This is a genomic window from Curtobacterium sp. PhB142, assembly GCF_004341255.1.
Lineage (GTDB): Bacteria > Actinomycetota > Actinomycetes > Actinomycetales > Microbacteriaceae > Curtobacterium.
This window is the reverse complement of the sequence record NZ_SLUT01000003.1, coordinates 116,892-139,575: the sequence shown is the minus strand read 5'-3', so window position 1 is coordinate 139,575 and position 22,684 is coordinate 116,892. Positions and strand designations below refer to the sequence as shown.

At 71.4% G+C, this 22,684-nt stretch carries 20 protein-coding genes; 16 read left to right on the top strand and 4 right to left on the bottom strand.

The window, feature by feature from the left end; translation table 11 throughout:
- The first annotated feature begins 111 nt into the window (after positions 1–111).
- The 12 genes from EDF31_RS06860 to EDF31_RS06805 all read left to right on the top strand — a co-directional run bounded on the left by EDF31_RS06860 (position 112) and on the right by EDF31_RS06805 (position 13,165).
- Complete coding sequence (locus tag EDF31_RS06860; protein ID WP_123672266.1) at positions 112–1,227, top strand: mannose-1-phosphate guanylyltransferase; 1,116 nt, start codon at positions 112–114, stop codon at positions 1,225–1,227.
- Positions 1,228–1,425: 198 nt separating this feature from the next.
- A complete protein-coding gene (locus tag EDF31_RS06855; RefSeq protein WP_123292183.1) occupies positions 1,426–2,490 on the top strand; it encodes a BMP family ABC transporter substrate-binding protein in 1,065 nt (354 codons plus the stop codon).
- Between the two features lie 138 nt (positions 2,491–2,628).
- Positions 2,629–4,149: an ABC transporter ATP-binding protein gene (locus EDF31_RS06850; protein WP_123292184.1), complete on the top strand. Its 1,521-nt coding sequence runs from the start codon at positions 2,629–2,631 to the stop codon at positions 4,147–4,149.
- Positions 4,150–4,226: 77 nt separating this feature from the next.
- On the top strand, positions 4,227–5,483 hold the full coding sequence (locus tag EDF31_RS06845) for an ABC transporter permease (RefSeq protein ID WP_207896158.1): 1,257 nt from the start codon (positions 4,227–4,229) through the stop codon (positions 5,481–5,483).
- The gene (locus EDF31_RS06840) at positions 5,480–6,769 is read left to right on the top strand and encodes an ABC transporter permease (protein WP_123338926.1); all 1,290 of its coding nucleotides are present in this window, start codon (positions 5,480–5,482) and stop codon (positions 6,767–6,769) included. Before EDF31_RS06845 ends, EDF31_RS06840 begins: the two co-directional genes overlap by 4 nt.
- 166 nt (positions 6,770–6,935) lie before the next feature.
- Complete coding sequence (locus tag EDF31_RS06835; protein WP_131845845.1) at positions 6,936–7,334, top strand: cytidine deaminase; 399 nt, start codon at positions 6,936–6,938, stop codon at positions 7,332–7,334.
- Between the two features lie 5 nt (positions 7,335–7,339).
- Positions 7,340–8,638 carry a thymidine phosphorylase gene (locus EDF31_RS06830; protein WP_131845641.1) on the top strand — a complete coding sequence of 433 codons (1,299 nt, stop codon included), beginning with the start codon at positions 7,340–7,342 and terminating at the stop codon, positions 8,636–8,638.
- Between the two features lie 120 nt (positions 8,639–8,758).
- Entirely contained in the window at positions 8,759–9,871 is a 1,113-nt protein-coding gene (locus EDF31_RS06825) for an adenosine deaminase (RefSeq protein WP_131845640.1), read from the top strand.
- A gap of 3 nt (positions 9,872–9,874) precedes the next feature.
- Positions 9,875–10,321 carry a PTS sugar transporter subunit IIA gene (locus EDF31_RS06820; RefSeq protein ID WP_131845639.1) on the top strand — a complete coding sequence of 149 codons (447 nt, stop codon included), beginning with the start codon at positions 9,875–9,877 and terminating at the stop codon, positions 10,319–10,321.
- On the top strand, positions 10,318–10,596 hold the full coding sequence (locus EDF31_RS06815; protein WP_123292189.1) for a PTS sugar transporter subunit IIB: 279 nt from the start codon (positions 10,318–10,320) through the stop codon (positions 10,594–10,596). The genes EDF31_RS06820 and EDF31_RS06815 overlap by 4 nt, the downstream gene beginning before the upstream one ends.
- Before the next feature lie 53 nt (positions 10,597–10,649).
- On the top strand, positions 10,650–11,492 hold the full coding sequence (locus EDF31_RS06810; protein ID WP_131845638.1) for a purine-nucleoside phosphorylase: 843 nt from the start codon (positions 10,650–10,652) through the stop codon (positions 11,490–11,492).
- The gene (locus tag EDF31_RS06805) at positions 11,489–13,165 is read left to right on the top strand and encodes a phospho-sugar mutase (RefSeq protein ID WP_131845637.1); all 1,677 of its coding nucleotides are present in this window, start codon (positions 11,489–11,491) and stop codon (positions 13,163–13,165) included. Before EDF31_RS06810 ends, EDF31_RS06805 begins: the two co-directional genes overlap by 4 nt.
- A 429-nt stretch (positions 13,166–13,594) precedes the next feature.
- Here the strand turns inward: EDF31_RS06805 and EDF31_RS06800 are convergent, their stop codons facing one another.
- The 3 genes from EDF31_RS06800 to EDF31_RS06790 form a co-directional block, all read right to left on the bottom strand.
- Positions 13,595–13,900, bottom strand: coding sequence for a hypothetical protein (locus EDF31_RS06800; RefSeq protein ID WP_131845636.1), 306 nt, complete (start codon positions 13,898–13,900; stop codon positions 13,595–13,597).
- A 522-nt stretch (positions 13,901–14,422) separates the two neighbouring features.
- Positions 14,423–16,207, bottom strand: coding sequence for a biotin carboxylase N-terminal domain-containing protein (locus EDF31_RS06795; RefSeq protein WP_111086611.1), 1,785 nt, complete (start codon positions 16,205–16,207; stop codon positions 14,423–14,425).
- Positions 16,208–16,286: 79 nt separating this feature from the next.
- The gene (locus tag EDF31_RS06790; protein ID WP_131845635.1) at positions 16,287–17,081 is read right to left on the bottom strand and encodes a Maf family protein; all 795 of its coding nucleotides are present in this window, start codon (positions 17,079–17,081) and stop codon (positions 16,287–16,289) included.
- 14 nt (positions 17,082–17,095) lie between these two features.
- Between EDF31_RS06790 and EDF31_RS06785 the strand changes: the two genes are divergently transcribed.
- From EDF31_RS06785 to EDF31_RS06770, 4 genes are all read left to right on the top strand, one after another.
- The gene (locus EDF31_RS06785; RefSeq protein ID WP_131845634.1) at positions 17,096–18,355 is read left to right on the top strand and encodes a TRAM domain-containing protein; all 1,260 of its coding nucleotides are present in this window, start codon (positions 17,096–17,098) and stop codon (positions 18,353–18,355) included.
- Between the two features lie 131 nt (positions 18,356–18,486).
- A complete protein-coding gene (locus EDF31_RS06780) occupies positions 18,487–19,203 on the top strand; it encodes a response regulator transcription factor (protein WP_111086608.1) in 717 nt (238 codons plus the stop codon).
- Positions 19,204–19,208: 5 nt separating this feature from the next.
- Positions 19,209–20,612: a sensor histidine kinase gene (locus EDF31_RS06775; RefSeq protein ID WP_131845633.1), complete on the top strand. Its 1,404-nt coding sequence runs from the start codon at positions 19,209–19,211 to the stop codon at positions 20,610–20,612.
- Positions 20,609–21,658, top strand: coding sequence for a hypothetical protein (locus tag EDF31_RS06770; protein ID WP_131845632.1), 1,050 nt, complete (start codon positions 20,609–20,611; stop codon positions 21,656–21,658). The genes EDF31_RS06775 and EDF31_RS06770 overlap by 4 nt, the downstream gene beginning before the upstream one ends.
- A 770-nt stretch (positions 21,659–22,428) precedes the next feature.
- On the opposite strand, the gene EDF31_RS06765 is transcribed toward EDF31_RS06770, so the two are convergent.
- Positions 22,429–22,683, bottom strand: coding sequence for an acyl-CoA carboxylase subunit epsilon (locus EDF31_RS06765; RefSeq protein WP_123292197.1), 255 nt, complete (start codon positions 22,681–22,683; stop codon positions 22,429–22,431).
- Position 22,684 lies beyond the last annotated feature (1 nt).

The window sequence follows — 22,684 nt, the reverse complement described above, 5'->3', positions numbered from 1 at the left end:
ACGCAACGTCGTCGCCGCGCGCACGCGCGTCACTGCCCTGCGGGAGCCCGCATGCGGGAATCGTGCGGAGACCACCCAGGATCCGCGCGGCAGGACCGGTACGGTGAGCGCGTGGCTGACGCTCTCGAAGACTTCTACGCGATCATCCCCGCAGGGGGCATCGGATCGCGCCTGTGGCCGCTGTCGCGCGCGGACGCACCCAAGTTCCTGCACGACCTGACCGGCTCCGGCACCTCGCTGCTCCGGCAGACCTGGGACCGGCTCGCCCCGCTCGCGGGCGAACAGCGGATCATGGTCGTGACCGGACGGGCGCACCGCGTCGCCGTCGAGTCGCAACTGCCGGGAGTCGAGGACCACAACGTGGTGCTCGAGAGCGAGCCGAAGGACTCCACGGCGGCCATCGGGCTCGCCGCGGCGATCCTCGTGCGCCGCGAACCCGACGTCGTCATCGGCTCCTTCGCCGCCGACCACGTCATCGGCGACGCCCGCGGCTTCCGCCGTTCCGTGCGCGAGGCCGTCGCCGTCGCCCGTGCCGGGTACATCACCACCATCGGCATCACGCCGACCGAGCCCGCGATCGGCTTCGGGTACATCCACGCGCACGGCGACACCCTGGACATCGAGGGCGCACCGACCGCGCACGCCGTCCGGTCGTTCGTCGAGAAGCCCGACCTGGACACCGCACGCTCCTACGTCGAACAGGGCACGTACCTGTGGAACGCGGGCATGTTCATCGCCCGCGCCGACGTGCTGCTCGAGGAGATCGGCCGGAACAACCCGACGCTGCTGGCCGGCATCAACGAGCTGGCGGACGCTTGGGACACCTCGGCCCGCGGCGCGGTCGTCGACGCGGTGTGGCCCACGCTCGAGAAGATCGCGATCGACTACACGGTCGCCGAGCCGGCCGCCGCGGCGGGCCGCATGGCGGTCGTCCCCGGTGACTTCGACTGGGACGACGTCGGCGACTTCGCCTCGCTCGCCAAGCTGCAGTCCGGCGGTCGCCCGAACAACCTTGCCGTCCTCGGCGACGGCGCCCGGATCCTCGCCGACTCGTCGAGCGGCATCGTGATCTCGCACAGCCAGCGGCTCATCTCGCTCATCGGGGTCGAGGACATCGTCGTCGTGGACACCCCCGACGCGCTGCTCGTGACGACCAGCGCGAACGCGCAGCGGGTCAAGGGCGTCGTGGATGCGCTCAAGATCAGCGGCCGCGGCGACGTCCTGTAGCGCTCCACCGACAAACCCCTCGAACTGGGGGTCCGGGCGTGACCCCGCGTTACGGGCGCGTTTCGGCGCGGTCGCGATCCCGTAACTGATCCGTCCGGTGCTCAGAACGGGTCCTGTACCGGCCGGGCGGTCGTGTACTGTCGCCACGATCGCCCGGAACGCACGTGGTCCGGGCACGCTCCCCGGAGGAACCCACCCGTGACATCTCGTACCCGACGCGTCGTCCTCAGCGGCTTCGCGCTCCTCGGCACCGCCGCCGTCCTCGCAGGCTGCGCCTCGGCGCCGTCCGACACGACGACCGCCAAGAAGACCGACTTCCGCCCCTGCATGGTCTCCGACGCCGGTGGCTTCGACGACAAGTCGTTCAACCAGCTCGGCTACGAGGGCATGAAGGACGCCGCCAAGGACCTCGGTGCCACCTACAAGGAAGCCGAGTCGAAGGACGCCACCGTCTACGACTCGAACATCCAGCAGCTCATCGGCCAGAACTGCAACCTCGTCGTGACCGTCGGCTTCAACCTCGCCGACGCCACGAAGAAGCAGGCCGCGGCGAACCCCGACACCGACTTCGCGATCATCGACGACAGCTCGATCGACGCGAAGAACGTCAAGCCGATCACGTTCGACACCTCGCAGGCCGCGTTCCTCGCCGGCTACGCAGCGGCGTCCTACTCGAAGACCGGCGTCGTCGGCACCTTCGGCGGCATGCAGATCCCGACCGTCACCATCTTCATGGACGGCTTCGCGGACGGCGTGAAGTACTACAACGAGCAGAAGGACAAGGACGTCCAGGTCAAGGGCTGGAACGTCGACACCGGCAAGGGCTCCTTCACCGGTGGCTTCGAGGCCGGCACGCAGGCCAAGTCGGTCGCGCAGACGCTCCTCGACCAGGACGCCGACGTGATCCTGCCCGTCGGCGGTCCGATCTACCAGTCGGCTGCCGAGGCCATCAAGGACGCCGACAACGGCTCCGTCCTGATCGGTGCGGACAGCGACCTCTACGAGGCCGACCCGCGCTACAAGGACATCGCCTTCACCTCGGTCGAGAAGGGCATGCGCCCGGCCGTGAAGGACGTCGTCGAGCAGGCGGCCGACAAGAAGTTCTCGAAGACCCCGTACGTGGGCACGCTCGAGAACGAGGGCGTCGGCATCGCGCCGTTCCACGACTACGAGTCCAAGGTCGACAAGGGCCTGCAGGGCGAACTGGACGACATCAAGGCCGGCATCATCGACGGCTCGATCAAGGTCAAGACCCAGTCCTGACCCGACGAACGCGGGCGAGGGGCTTCCCTCGCCCGCGTTCTCGTGCGCCCGAGCGGTGCACGCGATACCGTGCGCCCGAGCGGTGCACGCGACCGTGCGCCCGCGTGGCGCACTCGAGACAGAAATAGACTCCCGAACATGAAGCTCGAACTCCGCGGCATCACCAAGCGGTTCGGCGCCCTGGTCGCCAACGACCACATCTCGCTCACCGTCGAGCCGGGTGAGGTTCACTGCCTCCTGGGTGAGAACGGCGCCGGCAAGTCCACCCTGATGAACGTCCTCTACGGCTTGTACGACGCCGACGAGGGCGAGATCCTGCTCGACGACGTGGTCCAGGACTTCGACGGCCCCGGTGACGCCATGCGCGCCGGCATCGGCATGGTGCACCAGCACTTCATGCTCGTCCCCGTCTTCACCGTCGCCGAGAACGTCATGCTCGGTCAGGAGCAGACCACCTTCGGTGGGCGGCTCGACCTGGCCGGCGCCCGCAAGCGGGTCAAGGAGATCTCCGACCGCTTCGGGTTCGACGTCGACCCCGACGCCAAGATCGAGGACCTGCCCGTCGGCGTCCAGCAGCGTGTGGAGATCATCAAGGCGCTCTCCCGCGACGCCTCCGTGCTGGTGTTCGACGAGCCGACGGCCGTCCTCACCCCGCAGGAGACCGACGAGCTGATGGGCATCATGCGGCAGCTCCGCGAGGCCGGCACCGCGATCGTTTTCATCACCCACAAGCTCCGCGAGGTCCGCGAGGTCGCCGACCGCATCACGGTGATCCGGCTCGGCAAGGTCGTCGGCGAGGCCTCGCCCGCGGCGACCAACAACGAGCTGGCCGCGATGATGGTCGGCCGCGCGGTCTCCCTCGTCGTCGACAAGACGCCGTCGACCGGTGGCGAGGACGCCCTGGTCGTCGAGGGCCTCACCGTGACCGACCCGTCCGGCATCGTGCTCGTCGACGACGTGTCGTTCTCGGTCCGTCGTGGCGAGGTCCTGGCGATCGCCGGGGTGCAGGGCAACGGGCAGACCGAGCTCACCGAGGCGATCCTCGGTCTCGAGCCCGTCCACGCCGGCCGCATCACGCTGGACGGCAAGGAGCTCACCGGCCGCAGCGTCAAGCAGGTGCTCGACGCCGGCGTCGGCTTCGTCCCCGAGGACCGCAAGGAGGACGGCCTGGTCGGCGAGTTCACGATCGCGGAGAACCTCATGCTCGACCGGTCCGACCACGACGCGTTCGTCCGCGCTGGCACCATCCGTGCCGCCGAGCGCGACGCCTTCGCCGACGAGAAGATCGCCGAGTTCGACATCCGCACGCCGGGCCGCGCGACCGCTGCCGGTCGGCTGTCCGGCGGCAACCAGCAGAAGATCGTCCTCGCCCGGGAGCTCAGCCGCGAGCTCCGGCTGTTCGTCGCCGCGCAGCCCACGCGCGGCATCGACGTCGGGTCGATCGAGTTCGTGCACAAGCGCATCGTCGCCACCCGCGACACCGGTGTGCCCGTCATCGTCGTCTCCACCGAGCTCGACGAGGTCGTGGCACTGGCCGACCGCATCGCCGTCATGTACCGCGGCGGCATCGTCGGGATCGTGCCGGCGACCACCCCGCGAGACGTCCTCGGCCTCATGATGGCCGGCGAGATCCCAGAAGGAACGGAGCTGGCAGCGTGACCGCGCAGGACCCAGACAACACGCAGCAGCCGCTCACCGACGACCGTCTGCAGGAGGCCCCGGAGACCCCGCACCTGATGACGGACTCGGCGGACGACACTGAGCGCCGCAACGGCGCCCCCGGCACCGACCGCTGGCACGCCGCGACGCAGAGCATCCTGAACGGCTCCGTGCTCGTCACGGTCCTCGCGGTCGTCCTTGCCCTCGTCGCCTGCGGCATCCTCATCGCCCTGACCGACGAGAACGTCCGCGCCACGGCCGGCTACTTCTTCGCCCGTCCCGCCGACATGCTCCAGGCCATCGGCACCGCGGTCGGCGGCGCCTACGCCTCGCTGTTCCAGGGCTCGGTGGTCAACTTCGGCGCCACCAGCTTCCAGCAGGCGATCGCCCCGCTCACCCGGTCGATCGACTACGCGGTGCCGCTCGTCGTCGCCGGCCTCGGGATCGCGCTGTCCTTCCGCGCCGGGCTGTTCAACATCGGCGGCCAGGGCCAGATCCTGATGGGGGCCGCGGCCGCCGGCTGGGTCGGGTTCTCGTTCGACGGACCCGCCGCGATCCACATCCCGCTCACGATCGTCGCCGGCATCGTCGGCGGTGCGGTCTGGGGAGGAATCGTCGGTGTCCTCAAGGCGCGCACGGGTGCGAACGAGGTGGTCGTCACGATCATGCTCAACTACGTCGCGCTCTACCTGGTCAGCTACCTGCTCCGGACTCCCGGTCTGCTCCAGGCTCCGGGCAGCAGCAACCCGATCTCCCCGGCAACGAAGGACAGCGCCCTGCTGCCGCAGCTGTTCGGCGTGCGGTACGGCGTGGACCTCGGCTTCATCGTCGCGATCATCGCCGTCGTCGTGGTCTGGTGGCTCGTCAACAAGTCGTCGCTCGGCTTCCGGTTCCGCACCATCGGTGAGAACCCCCGCGCCGCCCGCGTCGCCGGCATGAGCGTGCCGGCACTGACGATCTGGGTGATGGTCATCTCCGGTGCCCTCGTCGGCATCGCCGGTGCCTACCAGGTGCAGGGTGCGGTCACGACGGGCTTCACCTCGGGCATCGACGCCGGCATCGGCTTCGACGCGATCACCGTCGCGCTGCTCGGCCGCTCGAAGCCGTGGGGCGTGTTCTGGGCCGCGATCCTGTTCGGTGTGCTGAAGAACGGCGGCTACGCCATGCAGGCCGCCAACGGCATCCCGATCGACATCGTCGGTGTCATCCAGGCCCTCATCGTCCTGTTCATCGCGGCGCCGCCGCTCGTCCGCGCGATCTTCCGGATCCCGCAGCCGGGAGCCCGCCAGCGCACGAAGACGAGCAAGAACAGCAAGAAGGCGGTCGCCGCGTGAGCACCCTCAGCCCCACCGCGGCGCCCGCGTCGCCCCTGTCCGACCGTCCGGTCGAGACGACCCGCAGCTGGAAGCTCCCGATCGGGTACGCGGTGTTCACGCTGCTCGCGGTCGTGTTCTTCGTCCTGCTCAGCCGCGCCGGCACGACCACCTTCCGGCTCGCGAACGCCGGCGACTTCGTCGCGCTGCCGAACGTCCCGCTGTCGGCGGCGCCGACCGGCTACGTCGTGGTCGTGCTCCTGGCGATCGCCACGGTCTACGCCTTCGTCGAGGTCCGCGCCTACCGGCACGTCCCGCTCTGGGTCACGTCGGTCTTCGCGATCGTCTTCGTCGTCGGCTTCCTGACGTGGGCAGCGGCCGGCGCGACGATCCCGCTGCCCGGCCTGCTGGTCGGCGCACTCGGGCTGAGCGTCCCGCTCGTGTTCGGTGCCCTCGGCGGCGTCATCTCCGAGCGGGTCGGCGTGGTCAACATCGCCATCGAGGGCCAGTTCCTCGCGGGCGCGTTCACCTCGGCGCTCATCGCGTCGCTCACCGGCTCCGCGTGGGTCGGACTCGTCGGTGCGCTCGTCGCCGGTGTGCTCGTCTCGTTCATCCTGGCCGCGTTCAGCATCAAGTACCTCGTCGACCAGGTCATCGTCGGTGTCGTCATCAACGCCCTCATCTCGGGGCTGACCGGCTTCCTGTACTCGCAGGTGCTGTCCCCGAACGAGACCACGCTCAACGTCGGCGTCCGGTTCCCGAAGTTCGAGATCCCGCTGCTCCACCAGATCCCGGTCATCGGTCCGGTGTTCTTCGAGCAGAGCGTCATCGTCTACCTGGCGTACGTGGCCGTCGCGGTCGTCACCTTCGGCCTGTTCAAGACCCGCTGGGGCCTGCGCCTCCGCGCGGTCGGCGAGCACCCGCAGGCGGCCGACACGGTGGGCATCAACGTCACGAGCACCCGGTTCTGGAACGTGTCGCTCGCCGGCGCGATCGCCGGCCTCGGTGGCGCGTACTTCACGCTCGACGCGGTCGGGCCGTTCACGAAGGACATGACCGCGGGCGCCGGCTACATCGCCCTGGCCGCCGTCATCTTCGGCCGCTGGGACCCGATCAAGGCCACGTTGGCGGCGCTGCTGTTCGGCTTCGCGTCGAACCTGCAGAACACGCTCGGGGCGATCGACTCGCCCGTGCCGAGCGAGTTCCTGCTGATGCTGCCGTACGTGGTGACGATCTTCGCGGTGGCCGGCCTGGTCGGGCAGTCGCGCGGTCCCGCCGCGTCCGGCAAGCCCTACATCAAAAGCTGACGGCCAGGAGGCACGGCACATGACCGACACGCACGCTGCGGACGACGGCACGGCCGCGTCCACCGACGCGATCGCCTGGACGGACCCGGCCACGGCCCTCCGCGCGGGAGGCGGCGACACCGCCGCGGACGGGGCGGACGCAGCCACGGGCCTCCCGGTCGACGACGTGGACTGGGGCGCCCTCCGAGATGCGGCCACGGCCGCGATGCGGCGCGCCTACGCGCCGTACTCGTCGTTCCCGGTGGGAGCCGCGGCGCTCACCGACGACGGCCGGATCGTCTCCGGCTGCAACGTCGAGAACGCGAGCTACGGGGTGACGCTCTGCGCGGAGTGCTCGCTCGTGTCGCAGCTGCACATGACCGGCGGCGGCAAGCTCGTCGCGTTCACGTGCGTCGACGGCGACGGGGCGACCCTCATGCCCTGCGGCCGCTGCCGCCAGCTGCTGTTCGAGCACTCGATCGAGGGCATGCTCCTCGAGACGGTCTCGGGCATCCGCACCATCGACGAGGTCCTGCCCGACGCGTTCGGGCCGCGCACCCTCGCCACCTACCAGCAGGAGCACTGATCCCCATGGCCGTCGAGCCGTTCGACACCGTCGACCTCATCCGCACGAAGCGATCCGGCGGCGCCCTGAGCACCGCCGAGGTCGACTGGCTCGTCGACGCGTACACCCGCGGCTACGTCGAGGACCCGCAGATGGCCGCGATGGCGATGGCGATCTTCCTGAACGGGATGGAGCGGCGCGAGGTCAAGGACCTCACGCTCGCGATGATCGCGTCGGGGGAGCGGATGTCGTTCGGGTCGCTCGGCAAGACGACCGTCGACAAGCACTCCACGGGCGGGGTCGGCGACAAGATCACGCTGCCGCTCGCACCGCTGGTGGCGTCGTTCGGCGTCGCGGTGCCGCAGCTGTCCGGCCGTGGCCTCGGCCACACCGGCGGGACGCTCGACAAGCTCGAGTCGATCCCCGGGTGGCAGGCTGCGCTGTCGAACGACCGGATGATGGAGATCCTGTCCGACGTCGGTGCGGTCATCTGCGCCGCCGGCTCGGGTCTCGCACCGGCCGACAAGAAGCTGTACGCCCTGCGCGACATCACCGGCACCGTCGAGTGCATCCCGCTCATCGCGTCGAGCATCATGTCGAAGAAGATCGCCGAGGGCACCGGTGCGCTCGTGCTCGACGTGAAGTTCGGCTCCGGTGCGTTCATGCCGACGTACGAGGCGTCGCGCGAGCTCGCGCAGACGATGGTCGACCTCGGGAACGACGCCGGGGTGAAGACGTCGGCGCTGCTGACCGACATGGAGGTCCCGCTCGGCCTGACGATCGGCAACGCGCTCGAGGTGCGGGAGTCGGTCGAGGTGCTGGAGGGCGGCGGTCCGGCCGACGTCGTGGAGCTGACCGTGGCACTGGCCTCGGAGATGCTGACGCTCGCCGGGATGCCGGACGCCGATCCTGCGGCTGCACTGGCCGACGGCCGGGCGATGGACACCTGGCGCCGGATGATCTCCGCGCAGCGTGGGGACCCCTCCGCCGCGTTGCCGGTCGCTCGCGAGCAGCACGTCGTCACGGCGCCGTCGTCCGGTGTGCTGGCGCAGCAGGACGCCCTGCCGTTCGGCGTCTCGGCCTGGCGCCTCGGTGCCGGTCGTGCCCGCGCGCAGGACCCGGTGCAGGCCGGGGCGGGCCTCGAGCTGCACGTCAAGCCCGGTGACACCGTGACCGAGGGGCAGCCGCTCTGGACGCTGCACACCGATGACGTCTCGCGGATCCCGCGCGCGCTCGAGGCGCTCGAGGGTGCGTGGTCGATCGGCTCGTCCGACGCTGCCGTGGCGGCCCGCGGGCCGATCGTGCGGGAGCGCATCGCGGGCTGAACGCGACCGTCCGACCGACTGGAGGCTCTTCGCACACGTGTGGAGAGCCTCCAGTCTGTGCACGGGTCTGTTGTGCACAGGTGCCTGCGCGCGGTCGCTGACCACCGATAGCCTGGTCGCATGAGCGCCGACGCCCCGACCTACCGCCTGCCCGACGCCGGAGCGGTCATCAACGACCTGCCGAAGGTCTCGCTGCACGACCACCTCGACGGCGGCCTGCGCCCCGCGACGATCGTCGCGCTTGCCGATGCCGCGGGCGTCACGCTGCCGACCACCGACCCGTCCGAGCTCGGGCAGTGGTTCGCCGACCAGTCGAACTCGGGCTCGCTCGTCGAGTACCTGAAGACGTTCGACGTCACCATCTCGGTCATGCAGACGGCTCCGCAGCTGCACCGCGTCGCGAAGGAGTTCGTCGAGGACCTGGTCGCCGACGGCGTCGTGTACGGCGAGGTCCGCTGGGCGCCGGAGCAGCACCTGCAGGGCGGCCTGACGCTCGACGAGACGGTCGAGGCCGTCCAGGCCGGCATCGAGGAAGCGGTCGACGCCGCGGGCGGGCGCATCCGCGTCGGCCAGCTCGTCACCGCGATGCGCCACGCCGACCGCTCGCTCGAGATCGCCGAGCTCGCCGTCCGGCACCGTGACAACGGGGTCGTCGGCTTCGACATCGCCGGTGCCGAAGCCGGGTTCCCCGCCTCGAACCACCGTGCCGCGTTCGACCACCTCGCATCCGAGCTGTTCCCCGTCACCGTCCACGCGGGCGAAGCGGATGGTCTCGCCTCGATCCGGTCCGCGCTCGTCGACGGCCGCGCGCTGCGCCTCGGGCACGGCGTCCGGATCTTCGAGGACGTCACCCTCTCCGACGCCGGTGACGGCTCGACGCTGGCCTCCCTCGGCGAGGTCGCGTCGTGGGTCCGCGACCGCGAGATCCCGCTCGAGGTCTCGCCGTCCTCCAACCTGCAGACCGGTGCGATCGCGGCCTGGGGCGACGACCTCGCCGACCACCCCTTCGACGTGCTCTACCAGCTCGGCTTCCGGGTCACGGTGAACACCGACAACCGCCTGATGAGCGGGACGTCGCTGTCGAAGGAGCTCGCACTGCTCGCCGGCACGTTCGGCTACGACCTCGACGACCTGGCGGCGTTCCAGATCAACGCGGCGCTCGGCTCCTTCCTGCCGCTCGAGGACCGCGAGGAGATCATCGCGACCATCACCTCCGGGTACTCGGAGGCCTGACGCATGGGACTGCCGCCGCTGCCGGACGCCGCCGTGCTCCTCGGGGCCACCGCGCCCACCTGGCGTGACGCGATGCGCCTGGCCGGCGGCGCGCTCGTCGCGTCCGGAGCCGCGACCGACGAGTACACGGACGCCATGATCGGCATGGTCGAGGAACACGGGCCGTACATCGTGATCTCGCCGGGCCTGGCGTTCGCCCACGCCCGACCGGGTGGCGCGGTCCTCGGCGACGGGCTCGCCGTCGTGACCCTCGAAGCGCCGGTCGCGTTCGGCCACCCGCACAACGACCCGGTCCGCGTGGTCCTGGGGCTCGCGGTCGCCGGGGTCGGCACGCACCTCGAGTCCATCGGCGAGATCGCGAACCTGTTCAACGACCAGGCCGTCACGGGGCGGATCGCCGACGCGACGACGGCGGACGAGGTCCGCACGATCATGGGGGTGTCCGCGTGAAGATCGTGACCATCTGCGGCGCGGGCATCGGCTCGAGCGGGATCCTCAAGGTGAACGCCGAGAAGGCGTTGTCCGCCCTCGGACTGCAGGCATCGGTCGTCGCGGCCGACGTGGCCTCGGTGCGCGACGTGTCCGACGACGCCAACGTGATCCTCACCAGCCAGGAGTTCGTCGAGGCGATCGGCGACACCTACGCCGAGGTCATCGTGATCCGGAACCACTTCGACCAGGGTGAGATCACGGCGGCGGTGGACCGGGCGCTCGGCGAGCACTGAGGCGGGTGCGCCGGCGGCCGCTGTGCCGGGCGTCGGCCCTTTAGAGTTGGGGCATGAGCACCGAGAACCCGCTGAACGACCCCGCTGCCGACCCGTTCGAGGTCGCGCGCGACGCCGCCACCGTCATCGCCGCGAAGTCCGGCATCGAGCGGCACGACATCGCCCTGACCCTCGGCTCGGGCTGGGGCAAGGCCGCCGACATCATCGGTGAGACCGTGGCCGAGATCCCGGCGGACCAGGTCCCCGGGTTCAGCGCCTCGGCGGTGCCCGGACACTCCGGCACCATCCGGTCGATCCGCCTCGCCGACGGCCGCCACGCGCTCGTCATCGGCGCACGCACGCACTACTACGAGGGCCATGGCGTCCGCCGGGTCGTGCACAGCGTCCGCACCGCCGCGGCCACGGGTGCCACGGTCATGGTGCTGACGAACGGCGCCGGTGGCATCAAGGAGCACTGGACGCCCGGTACGCCCGTGCTCATCAGCGACCACATCAACCTGACCGCCGACAGCCCGCTCGAGGGTGCGACGTTCATCGACCTCACCGACCTGTACTCGGCCCGGCTGCGTGACGTGGCGCGGTCGGTCGACCCGTCCCTGGACGAGGGCGTCTACACGCAGTTCCGCGGCCCGCACTACGAGACCCCGGCAGAGGTCCAGATGGCCAAGGCCATCGGCGGACACATCGTCGGCATGTCCACCGCGCTCGAGGCCATCGCCGCCCGACAGGCCGGCATGGAGGTCCTCGGGTTCTCCCTCATCACGAACCTCGCCGCCGGCATCCAGAAGACGCCGCTCTCGCACACCGAGGTGCTCGAGGCCGGCAAGCAGGCCGAGCCCGTGATCGCGGACCTGCTCGCCCGCGTGGTGACCGCCCTCGGGCAGCCGGCGTCGTGAAGATCGACCTCGACCACGTGCTCGGGACCGCTCGGTCCTGGCTCGCGCAGGACCCGGATCCGCAGTCCCGCGACGAGCTGACCGCCGCGATCGACGCCGCGTCCGACGGCTCCGGTCCGGCCGTGCAGGCCCTGGCCGCGCGGTTCGGCGGCCGGCTGCAGTTCGGTACTGCCGGACTCCGCGCCGAGCTCGGCTACGGCCCGCTCCGCATGAACCGGGTCGTCGTGTCGCAGGCCGCTGCCGGTCTCGCACGCTTCCTGATCGACACGGGCCGGTCGCGCAGCGTCGTGATCGGCTACGACGGCCGGGTGAACTCCGACGTCTTCGCGCGCGACTCAGCCGAGGTCATGCGCGGCCTCGGGCTCGAGGTCACGCTGCTGCCGGTCGCCCTGCCCACGCCGGTGCTCGCGTTCGCCGTGCGGCACCTCGACGTCGGCGCCGGGGTGATGGTCACCGCGAGCCACAACCCGCCCCGCGACAACGGGTACAAGGTCTACCTCGGACAGGACGACGACGGGTCGCAGATTGTGCCGCCGGTCGACGGCTCGATCGCTGCTGCCATCGAAGCCGTCGCTGCCGGGTCGATCACGGACCTGCCCCGGGGCACCGACTACACCGTCCCGTCCTCGGCGCTGCTCGATGCCTACGTGGCCGCGACGGCCGCCATCGTGCCGGCCCCGACCCTGGCGCCGCAGGAGCAGCCGAAGGTCGTCTACACGGCGATGCACGGCGTCGGGTGGGAGACCGCACGCGCGGTGTTCGCCGCCGCCGGGTTCGCGTCGCCCGCGGTCGTGCCGGAGCAGATCGAGCCGGACGGTGCGTTCCCGACCGTGTCGTTCCCGAACCCCGAGGAACCCGGCGCGATGGACCTGGCGATCGCCCGCGGGCTCGCCGTCGGCGCTGACCTCGTCATCGCGAACGACCCCGACGCCGACCGGCTGGCGCTCGCGATCCCGGCGGTCTCCGACTCCGGGGACCCGACCTACCGCCGCCTGTCCGGCAACGAGGTCGGGTGGCTGCTCGGGTGGCAGGCTGCCGTCCGTGCGTCGGAGACCGGCGCCACGGGCACCCTCGCGGCGTCGATCGTCTCGTCGCCGGCGCTGGCCCGCGTCGCCGCCCGCCACGGTCTGGAGTACCGCGACACCCTGACCGGCTTCAAGTGGGTCTCGCGGGTCCCCGGGCTGCTCTTCGGGTACGAAGAAGCTCTCGGCTACCTGGTGGACCCGTCGGTCGTGCGCGACAAGGACGGCATCTCGGCGGCACTGTCGCTGCTGTCGTTGGCGTCGGACCTCGCCGCTGCCGGATCGTCGATCGCCGGGCAGCTCGACGCCTTCGCCGCCGAGTTCGGGGCGTTCGCGTCGGGGCAGGTCGCGACCCGCGTGGACGACCTGTCCCGCATCGGCGAGATCATGGCCTCGCTGCGGTCCGCGCCGCCGTCGTCGCTCGGCGGCCTGGAAGTCCGCACCGTGACGGACTACGTCGACGGGGTGGAGGGCTTCCCGCCGTCGGACATCCTGCGGTACGACCTGACCGGTGACGCGCGGGTGATCGTCCGACCGAGCGGCACCGAGCCCAAGGTCAAGGTCTACATCGACACCGTCGCCGAGACCCCCGCCGAGGCCCAGCGCCTCGTCGACGCCCTCGCGGAGTCCGTCCGCCCCTTGGTCTCGTAGCGCCGCCGTCCGCCGCCCCGCTCGTTCGCGTCACGCCCCGGTAGCGCTCCGCTCGTTCGTGTTGCGCCCCGCTGCGGGCATCGCGCCCCGACTCTTCGGGGCGCGATGCCTGCAAGCGGGTGCGCTGCCCCGTGGCCTGTCCACAGATCGCGCCGACCCTGCTCGCGACGGACCGTGCGTCGCGATCATCGGAGCATGGAACACGAACCCATCTCGACCGTCGGCCTCGCGCAGGACCCCGGTCGGGCGTCGGCGATCCGTCGCGCAGGGGATGCCGGCGCCCTCGTCCGGGTGCACCGTGGCACGTACATCGGGTCGGGCGAGTGGGCCTCGATGACGGAACGCGAACGACATCGCATGCTCGTGCGGAGTGTGCTCGTGCGGAGTGTGCTCGCCGGCGGGACGGGCTCCGTCGTGGTGTCGCACCGGTCAGCGGTCGCCGTGCTCGGACTGCCGTGGATCGGGGCGTTCGGCGAGCGTGTCACGGTGACCGACCCGTCCCGGGACCGGGGCCAGGTCAAGCGGAGCATCCAGCGCATCGGCAGCGCCGGCCGGCGACCGTCCTCCGTCGAGGTCGACGGTGTACCCGTCACGACGTTGACCGAAACCGCGGTCGACGTCGCCCTTCGCGAACACCCGTGGCGTGCAATCGTCGTGCTCGACGCCGTCCTGCGGCGCGGCGTCGAGCGGGCGACGATCCTCGAAGCGCTCGGGAGTCGCCGTGCTCGCGGGCATCGACGCGCGCGGGAACTGGTCGAGTACGCGGATCCGCTCGCCGAGTCACCGGGGGAGAGCATCACACGGTGGGGCGCGCACGTGCTCGGCGCACCGGACCCGGTACTGCAGCAGGAGTTCCGGCACGACGGCCTGCTCAGTGACCGGGTGGACCTGTGGTTCGCGGAAGCCGGGGTGATCGTCGAGTTCGACGGCCGGGTGAAGTACGACGACCCGCGGCGAGGACGCACAGCGGCAGACGCCCTGGTCGACGAGAAGCGCCGTGAGGACCGTCTCCGCCGCCGCCGTGGGGTCAACGGCTTCGCACGGGTGATGTGGTCGGACGCGATGCCCGCGGGGCAGCTCCCACGGATCCTGCACGACGCCGGGGTGCCGCTCGGTCCGAACTGGGGTACTGCCTGGCGTCATGCTGCGAGCCGCGCCCTCTGGCGGTCATCGCGCCCCGAAGAGTCGGGGCGCGATGACCGCAGCGGGGCGCAACCCGAGCCGACGGCCCGCGTAGGCCCGCGACTCCGCGCGCGCCTACGCCAGCTCGAGCAGCACGTGACCGGACGAGACCGTCTGGCCGACCGGGGCGTTCAGGCCGGTGACGACGCCGTCCTTGTGGGCCTGCACGGGCTGCTCCATCTTCATGGCCTCGAGCACGACGAGCAGATCGCCCTTCACCACGGTGTCGCCCTCGGCGACCGCGAGCTTCACGACGGTCGCCTGCATCGGCGACGCGACGGACCCGCCGGACTTCGCGATGCCGCCCTTGACCGCCGACGAGCGGCGCTTCGGGGGAGCGGAGGGACCGGCCGGACGACGACCGGCGACACCGGCGGCGGCACCGCCACCGACGATCGACGGCATGGTGACCTCGATGCGCTTGCCCTGCACCTCGACGACGACCGAGTCGCGCGAAGCCGGAGCGGGCAGTTCTTCCGGAGAGCCGCTCCACGCCGGGATCTCGTTGACGAAGTCGGTCTCGATCCACTGCGTGTACACGGAGAACGGCGAGGAGTCATCCGTGGCGAACGCCGGGTCCGACACGACCGCACGGTGGAAGGGCAGCACGGTCGGCAGGCCGGTGACCTCGAACTCGGCCAGTGCACGACGCGAGCGCTCCAACGCCTCGGCGCGGGTGGCACCGGTGACGATGAGCTTCGCGAGCATGGAGTCGAACGAACCGGACACGACGTCGCCGCTCACGACTCCGGAGTCGACGCGGACACCGGGGCCGGACGGCGCGTTGAACGCGTGCACGGGGCCGGGCGCGGGGAAGAAGTTGCGGCCCGGGTCCTCGCCGTTGATGCGGAACTCGAACGAGTGCCCGCGGGGCGTCGGGTCGGAGTAGTCGAGCACGCCGCCCTCGGCGATGCGGAACTGCTCGCGCACCAGGTCGATGCCGGTGACCTCTTCGGACACGCAGTGCTCGACCTGCAGTCGGGTGTTGACCTCGAGGAACGACACCGTGCCGTCGGCGCCGATCAGGAACTCGCAGGTGCCGGCACCGACGTAGCCGACCTCGCGCAGGATCGCCTTCGACGACTCGTACAGGCGCTCCTGCTGCGCGTCCGTCAGGTAGGGCGCGGGTGCTTCCTCGACGAGCTTCTGGTGCCGGCGCTGCAGCGAGCAGTCACGCGTCGACACGACGACGACGTTGCCGTGCTCGTCCGCCAGGCACTGGGTCTCGACGTGGCGCGGCTTGTCGAGGTACTTCTCGACGAAGCACTCGCCCCGACCGAACGCCGCGATGGCTTCACGCGTCGCCGACTCGAACTGCGAGGCGACCTCGTCGCGCGTCCGTGCGACCTTCAGGCCGCGGCCACCACCGCCGAAGGCCGCCTTGATGGCGACCGGCAGGCCGACCTCGTCGGCGAACGCGATGACCTCGGAGGCGTCCTTGACGGGCTCGATGGTGCCGGGGGCGAGCGGCGCGCCGACCTTCTCGGCCACGTGGCGCGCGGAGACCTTGTCACCGAGGCGCTCGATCGAGTCGGGCGACGGGCCGATCCAGGTCAGTCCGGCGTCGATGACGGCACGGGCGAAGTCGGCGTTCTCGGCAAGGAACCCGTAGCCCGGGTGCACGGCGTCTGCGCCGGACCGTCGGGCGACCGAGATGATCTTGTCGATGACGAGGTAGGTGTCGGCGCTCGTGGTGCCGTTCAGCGCGTAGGCCTCGTCGGCGAGGCGGGCGTGCAGGGCGTCACGGTCTTGGTCGGCGTAGACGGCGACCGATGCCTTGCCTGCGTCGCGGGCCGCGCGGATGATGCGGACGGCGATCTCGCCGCGGTTCGCGATGAGGACCTTGCTGATACGGGGCATGAGACATCAGCGTATTCGTGCAACGGGAGCACGAATTGACTGGCACCCACAAAGAACCGTGCCGAACAAGTGCGGATGTCTACAGTGACCAGAACTCGTGCCAGCGGACGCCGAAGCCGCGGAGCAGCATCGACCGCAGCACCGGCAGGGACAGCCCGACCACGGCCGACGGTGCCCCGTCGATGCGCGAGATGTACGCCGCCGCCCGCCCGTCGATGGTGAACGCCCCCGCGACCTCGAGCGGCTCGCCCGTCGCCACGTACGCGTCGATCTCCTCGGCGGACAGGTCGTCGGCGAACGTCAGCGCGGCGCTGTCCACGGCGACCACGCGGTCGCCACCGGCGGCCAGGGCCGACCCGCCGGGCGCGACGTCCCCCAGCACCGGCACGCCGGCAGGAGACGTCACCAGGCTGCGGACGGGAGGCGCGGGGCGGCCCGCATCCGGGCCTCCCGTCCGCCCCGTGGCCGGGTCCAGGTCGCGGCGCCGGTCGTCGCGTCGTCGATCGATCACGCAGTGTCCACTCCACAGCGTCCCGCCGCCGGCGGCGAGCATCTGCCGCCAGCGCTCCCGGGCCACCGACGGGTCGTGCGGCTTGCCGTACAGGCGCCCGTCGACCTCGAAGGCGGAGTCGCCGCCGAACACGAAGCCGTCGACCGGCGACCCGGCGACGTCGGCGTCCGCGACGGCTGATGCCTTGGCGACGGCCAGCAGCGACACGAGCTCCGGGCCGGTCAGGTCACGGCCGAGTGCGGCGGCGGCCGCGGACGCCGCGGCGTCCTCGTCGACCCCGGGCGACACGAGCACGGGCTCGATCCCGGACTGGGCGAGGAGTGCTCGGCGGGCGGGGGATGTACTCGCGAGGTACAGACGCATGGGACCATCGAACCATGGGTGAATCCGTCGGAACGCTGCTCGAACTCGACGTCACCGGGATCGCCCACGGCGGCATCTCGGTGGCACGGCACGAAGGCCGGGTGGTCTTCGTCACGGACGCGATCCCCGGGGAGCGCGTCGTCGCCCGGGTGACCGAGGACCGGAAGAAGTCGTTCTGGCGCGCCGACACCGTCAGTGTCGTCACGCCGAGCGAGCACCGCGTCGACCACGTCTGGGCCGAGGCCGCGCTCGACCGCGACCCCGAGACGCGCCCGGGCGGTGCCGAGTTCGGCCACATCGCCCTCGCACACCAGCGCACGCTGAAGCACGACGTGCTCGTCGACTCGTTCTCGCGGTTCGCGCACACGGACCTGGCATCGGTGCTCGGCTCGGACGTCGTCGTCGAGGCCGCACCCGGTGACGACGCCGCGAACGGCCTCGGCTGGCGCACCCGGGTCCGGCTGCACGTCGACGAGCACGGCACCGCCGGCCCGTTCGCCGCACGCTCGCACTCGGTCATCCCCGTCACCAGCCTGCCGCTCGCGAACGACGCCGTGCAGGAGAGCGCGCCGCTCGGCCGTGGCGTGATGCCCGGCTCGTCGGTCATCGACGTGCTGGCACCGAGCGGCTCCGAGGGGGCGCGCCTCGTCATCGACGAGCAGAAGCCCACCGTGGTGACCGAGGTCGTGGGGGAGCGCACCTTCGCGGTGGACGACAACGGCTTCTGGCAGGTGCACCGTGCCGCGGCGTCGGTGCTCACCGAGGCCGTGCAGGACCTGGTCGACCGCGACCGACTCGACCCCGAGGGCACCCACCTGGACCTGTACGGCGGCGTCGGCCTGCTCGCCGCCGCACTCGGCGACCTCGTCGGCCCGAAGGCGCGCCTCACGAGCGTCGAGAGCGCCGCACGCGCGACCGAGCACGCGCAGGAGAACCTCGCCGAGTGGCTCGGCGCGCGCGCCGAGACCGGCCGGGTCGACCGCTGGCTCGCGAACACGGTGGCGAACGCCTCGCGCGCCGAGAAGGACCGGTTCCGCGCCGGCACGATCGTCCTCGACCCGCCGCGCGCCGGTGCCGGTCGTCAGGTCGTCGAGCAGATCGCGGCCCTGCACCCGTCGCAGGTCGTCTACGTCGCCTGTGACCCGGTCGCGCTCGCCCGCGACGTCGCGACGTTCGCCGACCTGGGGTACAAGCTCGAGGCGCTGCGGGCGTTCGACCTGTTCCCGCACACCCACCACATGGAGGCCGTGGCGCGCCTGACGCCCGCGCGCTGACGGGCAACCGGGCGGTTTCGTCCGCGTGGCGCGTCCGGTTTCCCCGGACCTGAGTCCAGCCTGGGTATCCTGGGCGCTGATGGCGATCCGGTTTCAGGGGCCGGGGACGCACATCGGAACGAGAGGCCACAGTGGGAGCAGGAACGACAACCGCAGCCGAGACGTCGGGCACGGCCACCAGGCCGGTCCGGGTCGCGATCGTGGACGACCACGAGTCCGTGCGACTCGGGATCCAGGCGGCATGCCAGAACGAGGGCTTCGAGGTGGTGCTCACCGCCGCGAGCGTGCCCGAGTACGTCCAGAACCTCGACGGGCGCGAGGTCGACGTCGTCGTCCTCGACCTGTCCCTCGGTGACGGCTCGACCGTGACCGAGAACGTCAAGGGCGTGCAGGGGACCGGCTCCGCCGTGCTCGTGCACTCCATCGCGGACCGCGTCGCCAACGTCCGTGAGGCACTCGCAGCAGGGGCTGCCGGTGTCATCCCGAAGTCGTCCGCCACGAAGACGGTGATGGCAGCGGTCGCCACCGTCGCCCGTGGTGACGTGCTGAACAACCTCGAGTGGGCGAGCGCCATCGACGCCGACCGCGACTTCGCGAAGGCCCAGCTCGGCCGGCGCGAGCGCGAGATCCTGCACCTGTACGCCTCGGGCCTGCCGCTCAAGCTGGCGGCGCAGCAACTCGGCATCGGGTACTCCACGGCTCGTGAGTACCTCGACCGCATCCGCGTGAAGTACGTCGAGGTCGGTCGCCCGGCCCCGACGAAGGTCGACCTCCTGCGGCGGGCGGTCGAGGACGGCATCCTCCCCGGTCTCGACTCGGGCATCGACCCCGACGGTGACGGTCGCTGAACACGATGGCGAGCGCGGCTGAGCCGGCGTCGCGCCGGGGGAGCGGCCCGGGGTCCGGTCGGGGGACCGGTCGGTGGTTCGGCCGCGGGTCGGGCGGCGCTGGTGCGGCGTCTGGCCATGCCGGCCGCGTCCCAGCAGGCTCGGGTCGTGCTCCCGGTGGCGACCCGGTCGGCTTCGGGGACGGCGCGCCGTTCGGTGCCGACCCGTCGCGCAGCGTCCGCGCGTCGATCACGCAGGCGTCGGTGGAGCGTGCCTTCGCGATCCTGCTGGCGATGACCGCGGTCGGCCTCGGCATCGTCGACACCCCGGCGGTCCTCGCCCAGTTGCCGTACCTCGACCCGTTCTGGGGCCCGGTCGTCGCGATCGCGCTCGGGGCGTCGTTCGTCCTGGTCGGGGTCTCGGCGTTCGTGCCGCGGGTGGCGCAGTTCGCGCAGATCCTCTGCGCCCTGCTCTTCCTGGTCGCGTTGACCACGTGGCCGCTCACGGTGCAGGACTCGATCCCGTCCACGCAGCAGCCGTGGCCGTGGTGGTTCTGCACCGTCGGCTCGACCGCGGCGGCCATGGGCTTCGCCACCTGGCGGGCCACGATCTACACCGCACTCGTGCCGGCGATCTACGTCGTCCTCCGGCTCACCCCGGTCGGCGGCGACGCCGGGCTCGTCCGTGCGCTGCTCGACGGCGTCTACACGGCGCTGCTCAGCGGTGCGGTGCTCGTCATCGCCGTGGTCCTGCGCCGTGCCGCTTCGTCGGTCGACACGGCGCAGTCGACCGCGGTCCGCCGGTACTCGCACGCCATCCGTGAGCACGCGGTCGAGGTGGAGCGCGTGCAGGTCGACGCGATCGTGCACGACAGCGTGCTGACGACGCTGCTCTCCGCCGCACGGGCCGACACGCTCGAGGCGAAGACCCTCGCCGCCCGCATGGCACGGAACGCCATCGACCACCTCGAGGCCGCAGCGGCCGACGGCCCGGACGACGACACCCCCGTCACGCTCGCCGACCTCCGCACCCGCATCGGCGAGGCGATCGGTGCCCTCGCGGCGCCCGTCCGGCTCGTCCCGGCCCCGTCCGGGTCGGTCCGGCTGCCGGCGTCGGTCGCCGACGCCCTCGCGTCAGCAGCACTGCAGGCGGCCGTCAACAGCGTCCAGCACGCCGGTGGGCCCGACGTCGCCCGGTGGGTCCGCGTCGAGCAGCACGACGACGGCGTGCACATCGAGGTCGGTGACGACGGTCGCGGGTTCGACGTCGCGACGATCCCGTCCGAACGACTCGGGGTGCGGCGGTCGATCATCGAGCGCGTCGCCGCCGTCGACGGCCGTGCCGAGGTGCACACCGCCCCGGGCGAGGGCACGCGCATCGAACTGACCTGGTCGCCCGTGACGCCCACGATGACGGGAGCCGCAGCGTGAAGGTCTCCCTGCCCGCGAGCATCGCGCTCGGCCTGGCGTCGCTGTTCTCCGTCTACCACCTGGTCCTCGCCGTCGCGTCGCTGCAGCGCGTGCAGGACGTCGGCCCCGTCATCGCCTGCATGGTCCTCTACGCCGCGGCCACCGGCACCGCACTGTTCGTGCCCGGCAAGGTCCTGCCGGTCTGGACGGCGTGCTTCTCGCTCGCAACCGCGATCATGATGCCGCTCGTCGCGGCGCCGGTCGTCGACCTGGCGAAGGGCCCGGGGTCCGCCACGTGGTGGATCGCCGCCGTCGGCACCCTGATGGTCGTGCTCGTCGTGCGGGGACGCGGCCCGTTCGCCTGGGCAGGGGTCCTGTTCCTCGCCGTGTACACGGTCGCCTGGGCCGGTCTCGATGCGCTCGGCACACTCGGGGTGCTCGGCAGCGTGGCCTGGGTCGCGATCGCCACGGTGTTCGCCATCGCCATGAACCGCGCCATCCGGAACACCCGCGAGCTCATGCGCGCTGAACAGGAGACCGCCGACTGGCAGGCGGCGCAGGACGCCCACGTCTTCGAGCGGCAGTTCCGCCTGAGCCAGACCACGCGGATGGCGCTGCCGATGCTGCAGCGGATCATCGACTCGTGCGGTGACCTCGACGACGCGGACCGGGCCGAGTGCCTGCACCTCGAGCAGGCCATCCGCGACGAGATCCGCGGCCGCTCCCTGCTGTCCGAGGACGTCCGCGACGAGGTCATGCGCCTGCGCCGCCGGGGTGCGACGGTGCAGCTGCACGACGACGGCGGTCTCGACGAGCTCGAGGTCGACGACGTCCGCCGCATCCACGCCCGCATCGCCGAGGCGCTCCGCCAGGCCCGCGAGGCCGACAACGTCATCGTCCGCACCGTCAGCGAGGGGTCCGACTCCGCGGTGACGGTCGTCGGGCTCAAGCTCGACACGGCCGCGAGCGAGTCCGCCGCCCTCGGAGCGGGCATGGAGGACGACGACGGCGACGAGGACGACTCCGTGGCCCTCTGGCTCGAGATCCCGCGGCACGAGCCCGCCTGAGGCGCGCTGCGCCCGCTCGCGCGTGGTCGTGTGCGGCGTCGCGCGCGGCGAGACGGAAGCGACAAGGTCGATGTCGTACGACATCGAGGGTGTCGCTCGTGCGCGCGCGCAACTGTTGTGTCCGCGTGCGGACGACTACGTCGACGTCGTACGACGTCGAGGACGTCGTTCCGGGTCCGTGGGACGCGCGCGCGGCGGTGGACGCGGGACGCAGCGGTCGGGAGGCGCGTGGCGGCGCCGCCACGGGCCTCCTGGCCGCACCGTGGTCGCGCCGGGCTGGCGCCGACGGCTGACGCGACAACACGGACGTCGTACGACGTCGGGGGTGTCGCTCGTGCGCGCGTGCAACTGTTGCAGGCGCCGGGGGACGACACTGTGGACGCCGCACGACGTCGAGGATGTCGTTCCGCATCGACGACGGCCGACGCGAACGCCCCCGGAAACGGGGAACGGGCCGGTCGTATCCGACCGGCCCGTTCACGACCCGAGGCTGAGCGACAACCCGAATGTCGCCCTGCCTCGCAGCGGGCGGTGGCGTCGTACCCTAGTCGGCCACCGACCTGCGATGTTCTTCGTTGAAGGACACCGAACACCAGTAACTATGCCAACCCACAACCCCTGTGTCAGTCGTCATTATGGGGGACAAATTCGGCATTTCCGGTCCTCTTCGGCGTTTCGTGTCCCCCGTGCGAGGGGATACCGACCGGGAAGTGCAGCCTGCAACGTCCGCCGGGTCGGGGACACCAGGGGTACAGGGAGGCCAAGGTCCGTCAGCGGAGCGAACGGCCCCAGGCGCCGGGGCCGTGGTCGAGCGGGCGACGCAGGCCGCGGGCCGAGGCCTGCCACCCGGTGCGCGGCTCGTCGACGACCTCGGCGCGACCGGCTGCCGCAGCCTCGTCGGCTTGGCGCTGCAGCACGGCGACGACCGCTGCGAGCTCCTCGGGGGTGGGCTCACCGGAGACCACCCGGACGTCGGCCACCGATGCGGGCTCGTCCGAGGGGACCGGAGCTGCGTGACGACCCATC

Excerpts from the sequence above, each read along its gene's own strand:
- EDF31_RS06850 (WP_123292184.1), top strand. The coding sequence starts at position 2,629 with ATGAAGCTCGAACTCCGCGGCATCACCAAGCGGTTCGGCGCCCTGGTC.
- EDF31_RS06845 (WP_207896158.1), top strand. The coding sequence starts at position 4,227 with ATGACGGACTCGGCGGACGACACTGAGCGCCGCAACGGCGCCCCCGGC.
- EDF31_RS06830 (WP_131845641.1), top strand. The coding sequence starts at position 7,340 with ATGGCCGTCGAGCCGTTCGACACCGTCGACCTCATCCGCACGAAGCGA.
- EDF31_RS06825 (WP_131845640.1), top strand. The coding sequence starts at position 8,759 with ATGAGCGCCGACGCCCCGACCTACCGCCTGCCCGACGCCGGAGCGGTC.
- EDF31_RS06820 (WP_131845639.1), top strand. The coding sequence starts at position 9,875 with ATGGGACTGCCGCCGCTGCCGGACGCCGCCGTGCTCCTCGGGGCCACC.
- EDF31_RS06810 (WP_131845638.1), top strand. The coding sequence starts at position 10,650 with ATGAGCACCGAGAACCCGCTGAACGACCCCGCTGCCGACCCGTTCGAG.
- EDF31_RS06800 (WP_131845636.1), bottom strand. The coding sequence starts at position 13,900 with ATGCCCGCGAGCACGGCGACTCCCGAGCGCTTCGAGGATCGTCGCCCG.
- EDF31_RS06795 (WP_111086611.1), bottom strand. The coding sequence starts at position 16,207 with ATGCCCCGTATCAGCAAGGTCCTCATCGCGAACCGCGGCGAGATCGCC.
- EDF31_RS06790 (WP_131845635.1), bottom strand. The coding sequence starts at position 17,081 with ATGCGTCTGTACCTCGCGAGTACATCCCCCGCCCGCCGAGCACTCCTC.
- EDF31_RS06785 (WP_131845634.1), top strand. The coding sequence starts at position 17,096 with ATGGGTGAATCCGTCGGAACGCTGCTCGAACTCGACGTCACCGGGATC.
- EDF31_RS06775 (WP_131845633.1), top strand. The coding sequence starts at position 19,209 with ATGGCGAGCGCGGCTGAGCCGGCGTCGCGCCGGGGGAGCGGCCCGGGG.
- EDF31_RS06765 (WP_123292197.1), bottom strand. The coding sequence starts at position 22,683 with ATGGGTCGTCACGCAGCTCCGGTCCCCTCGGACGAGCCCGCATCGGTG.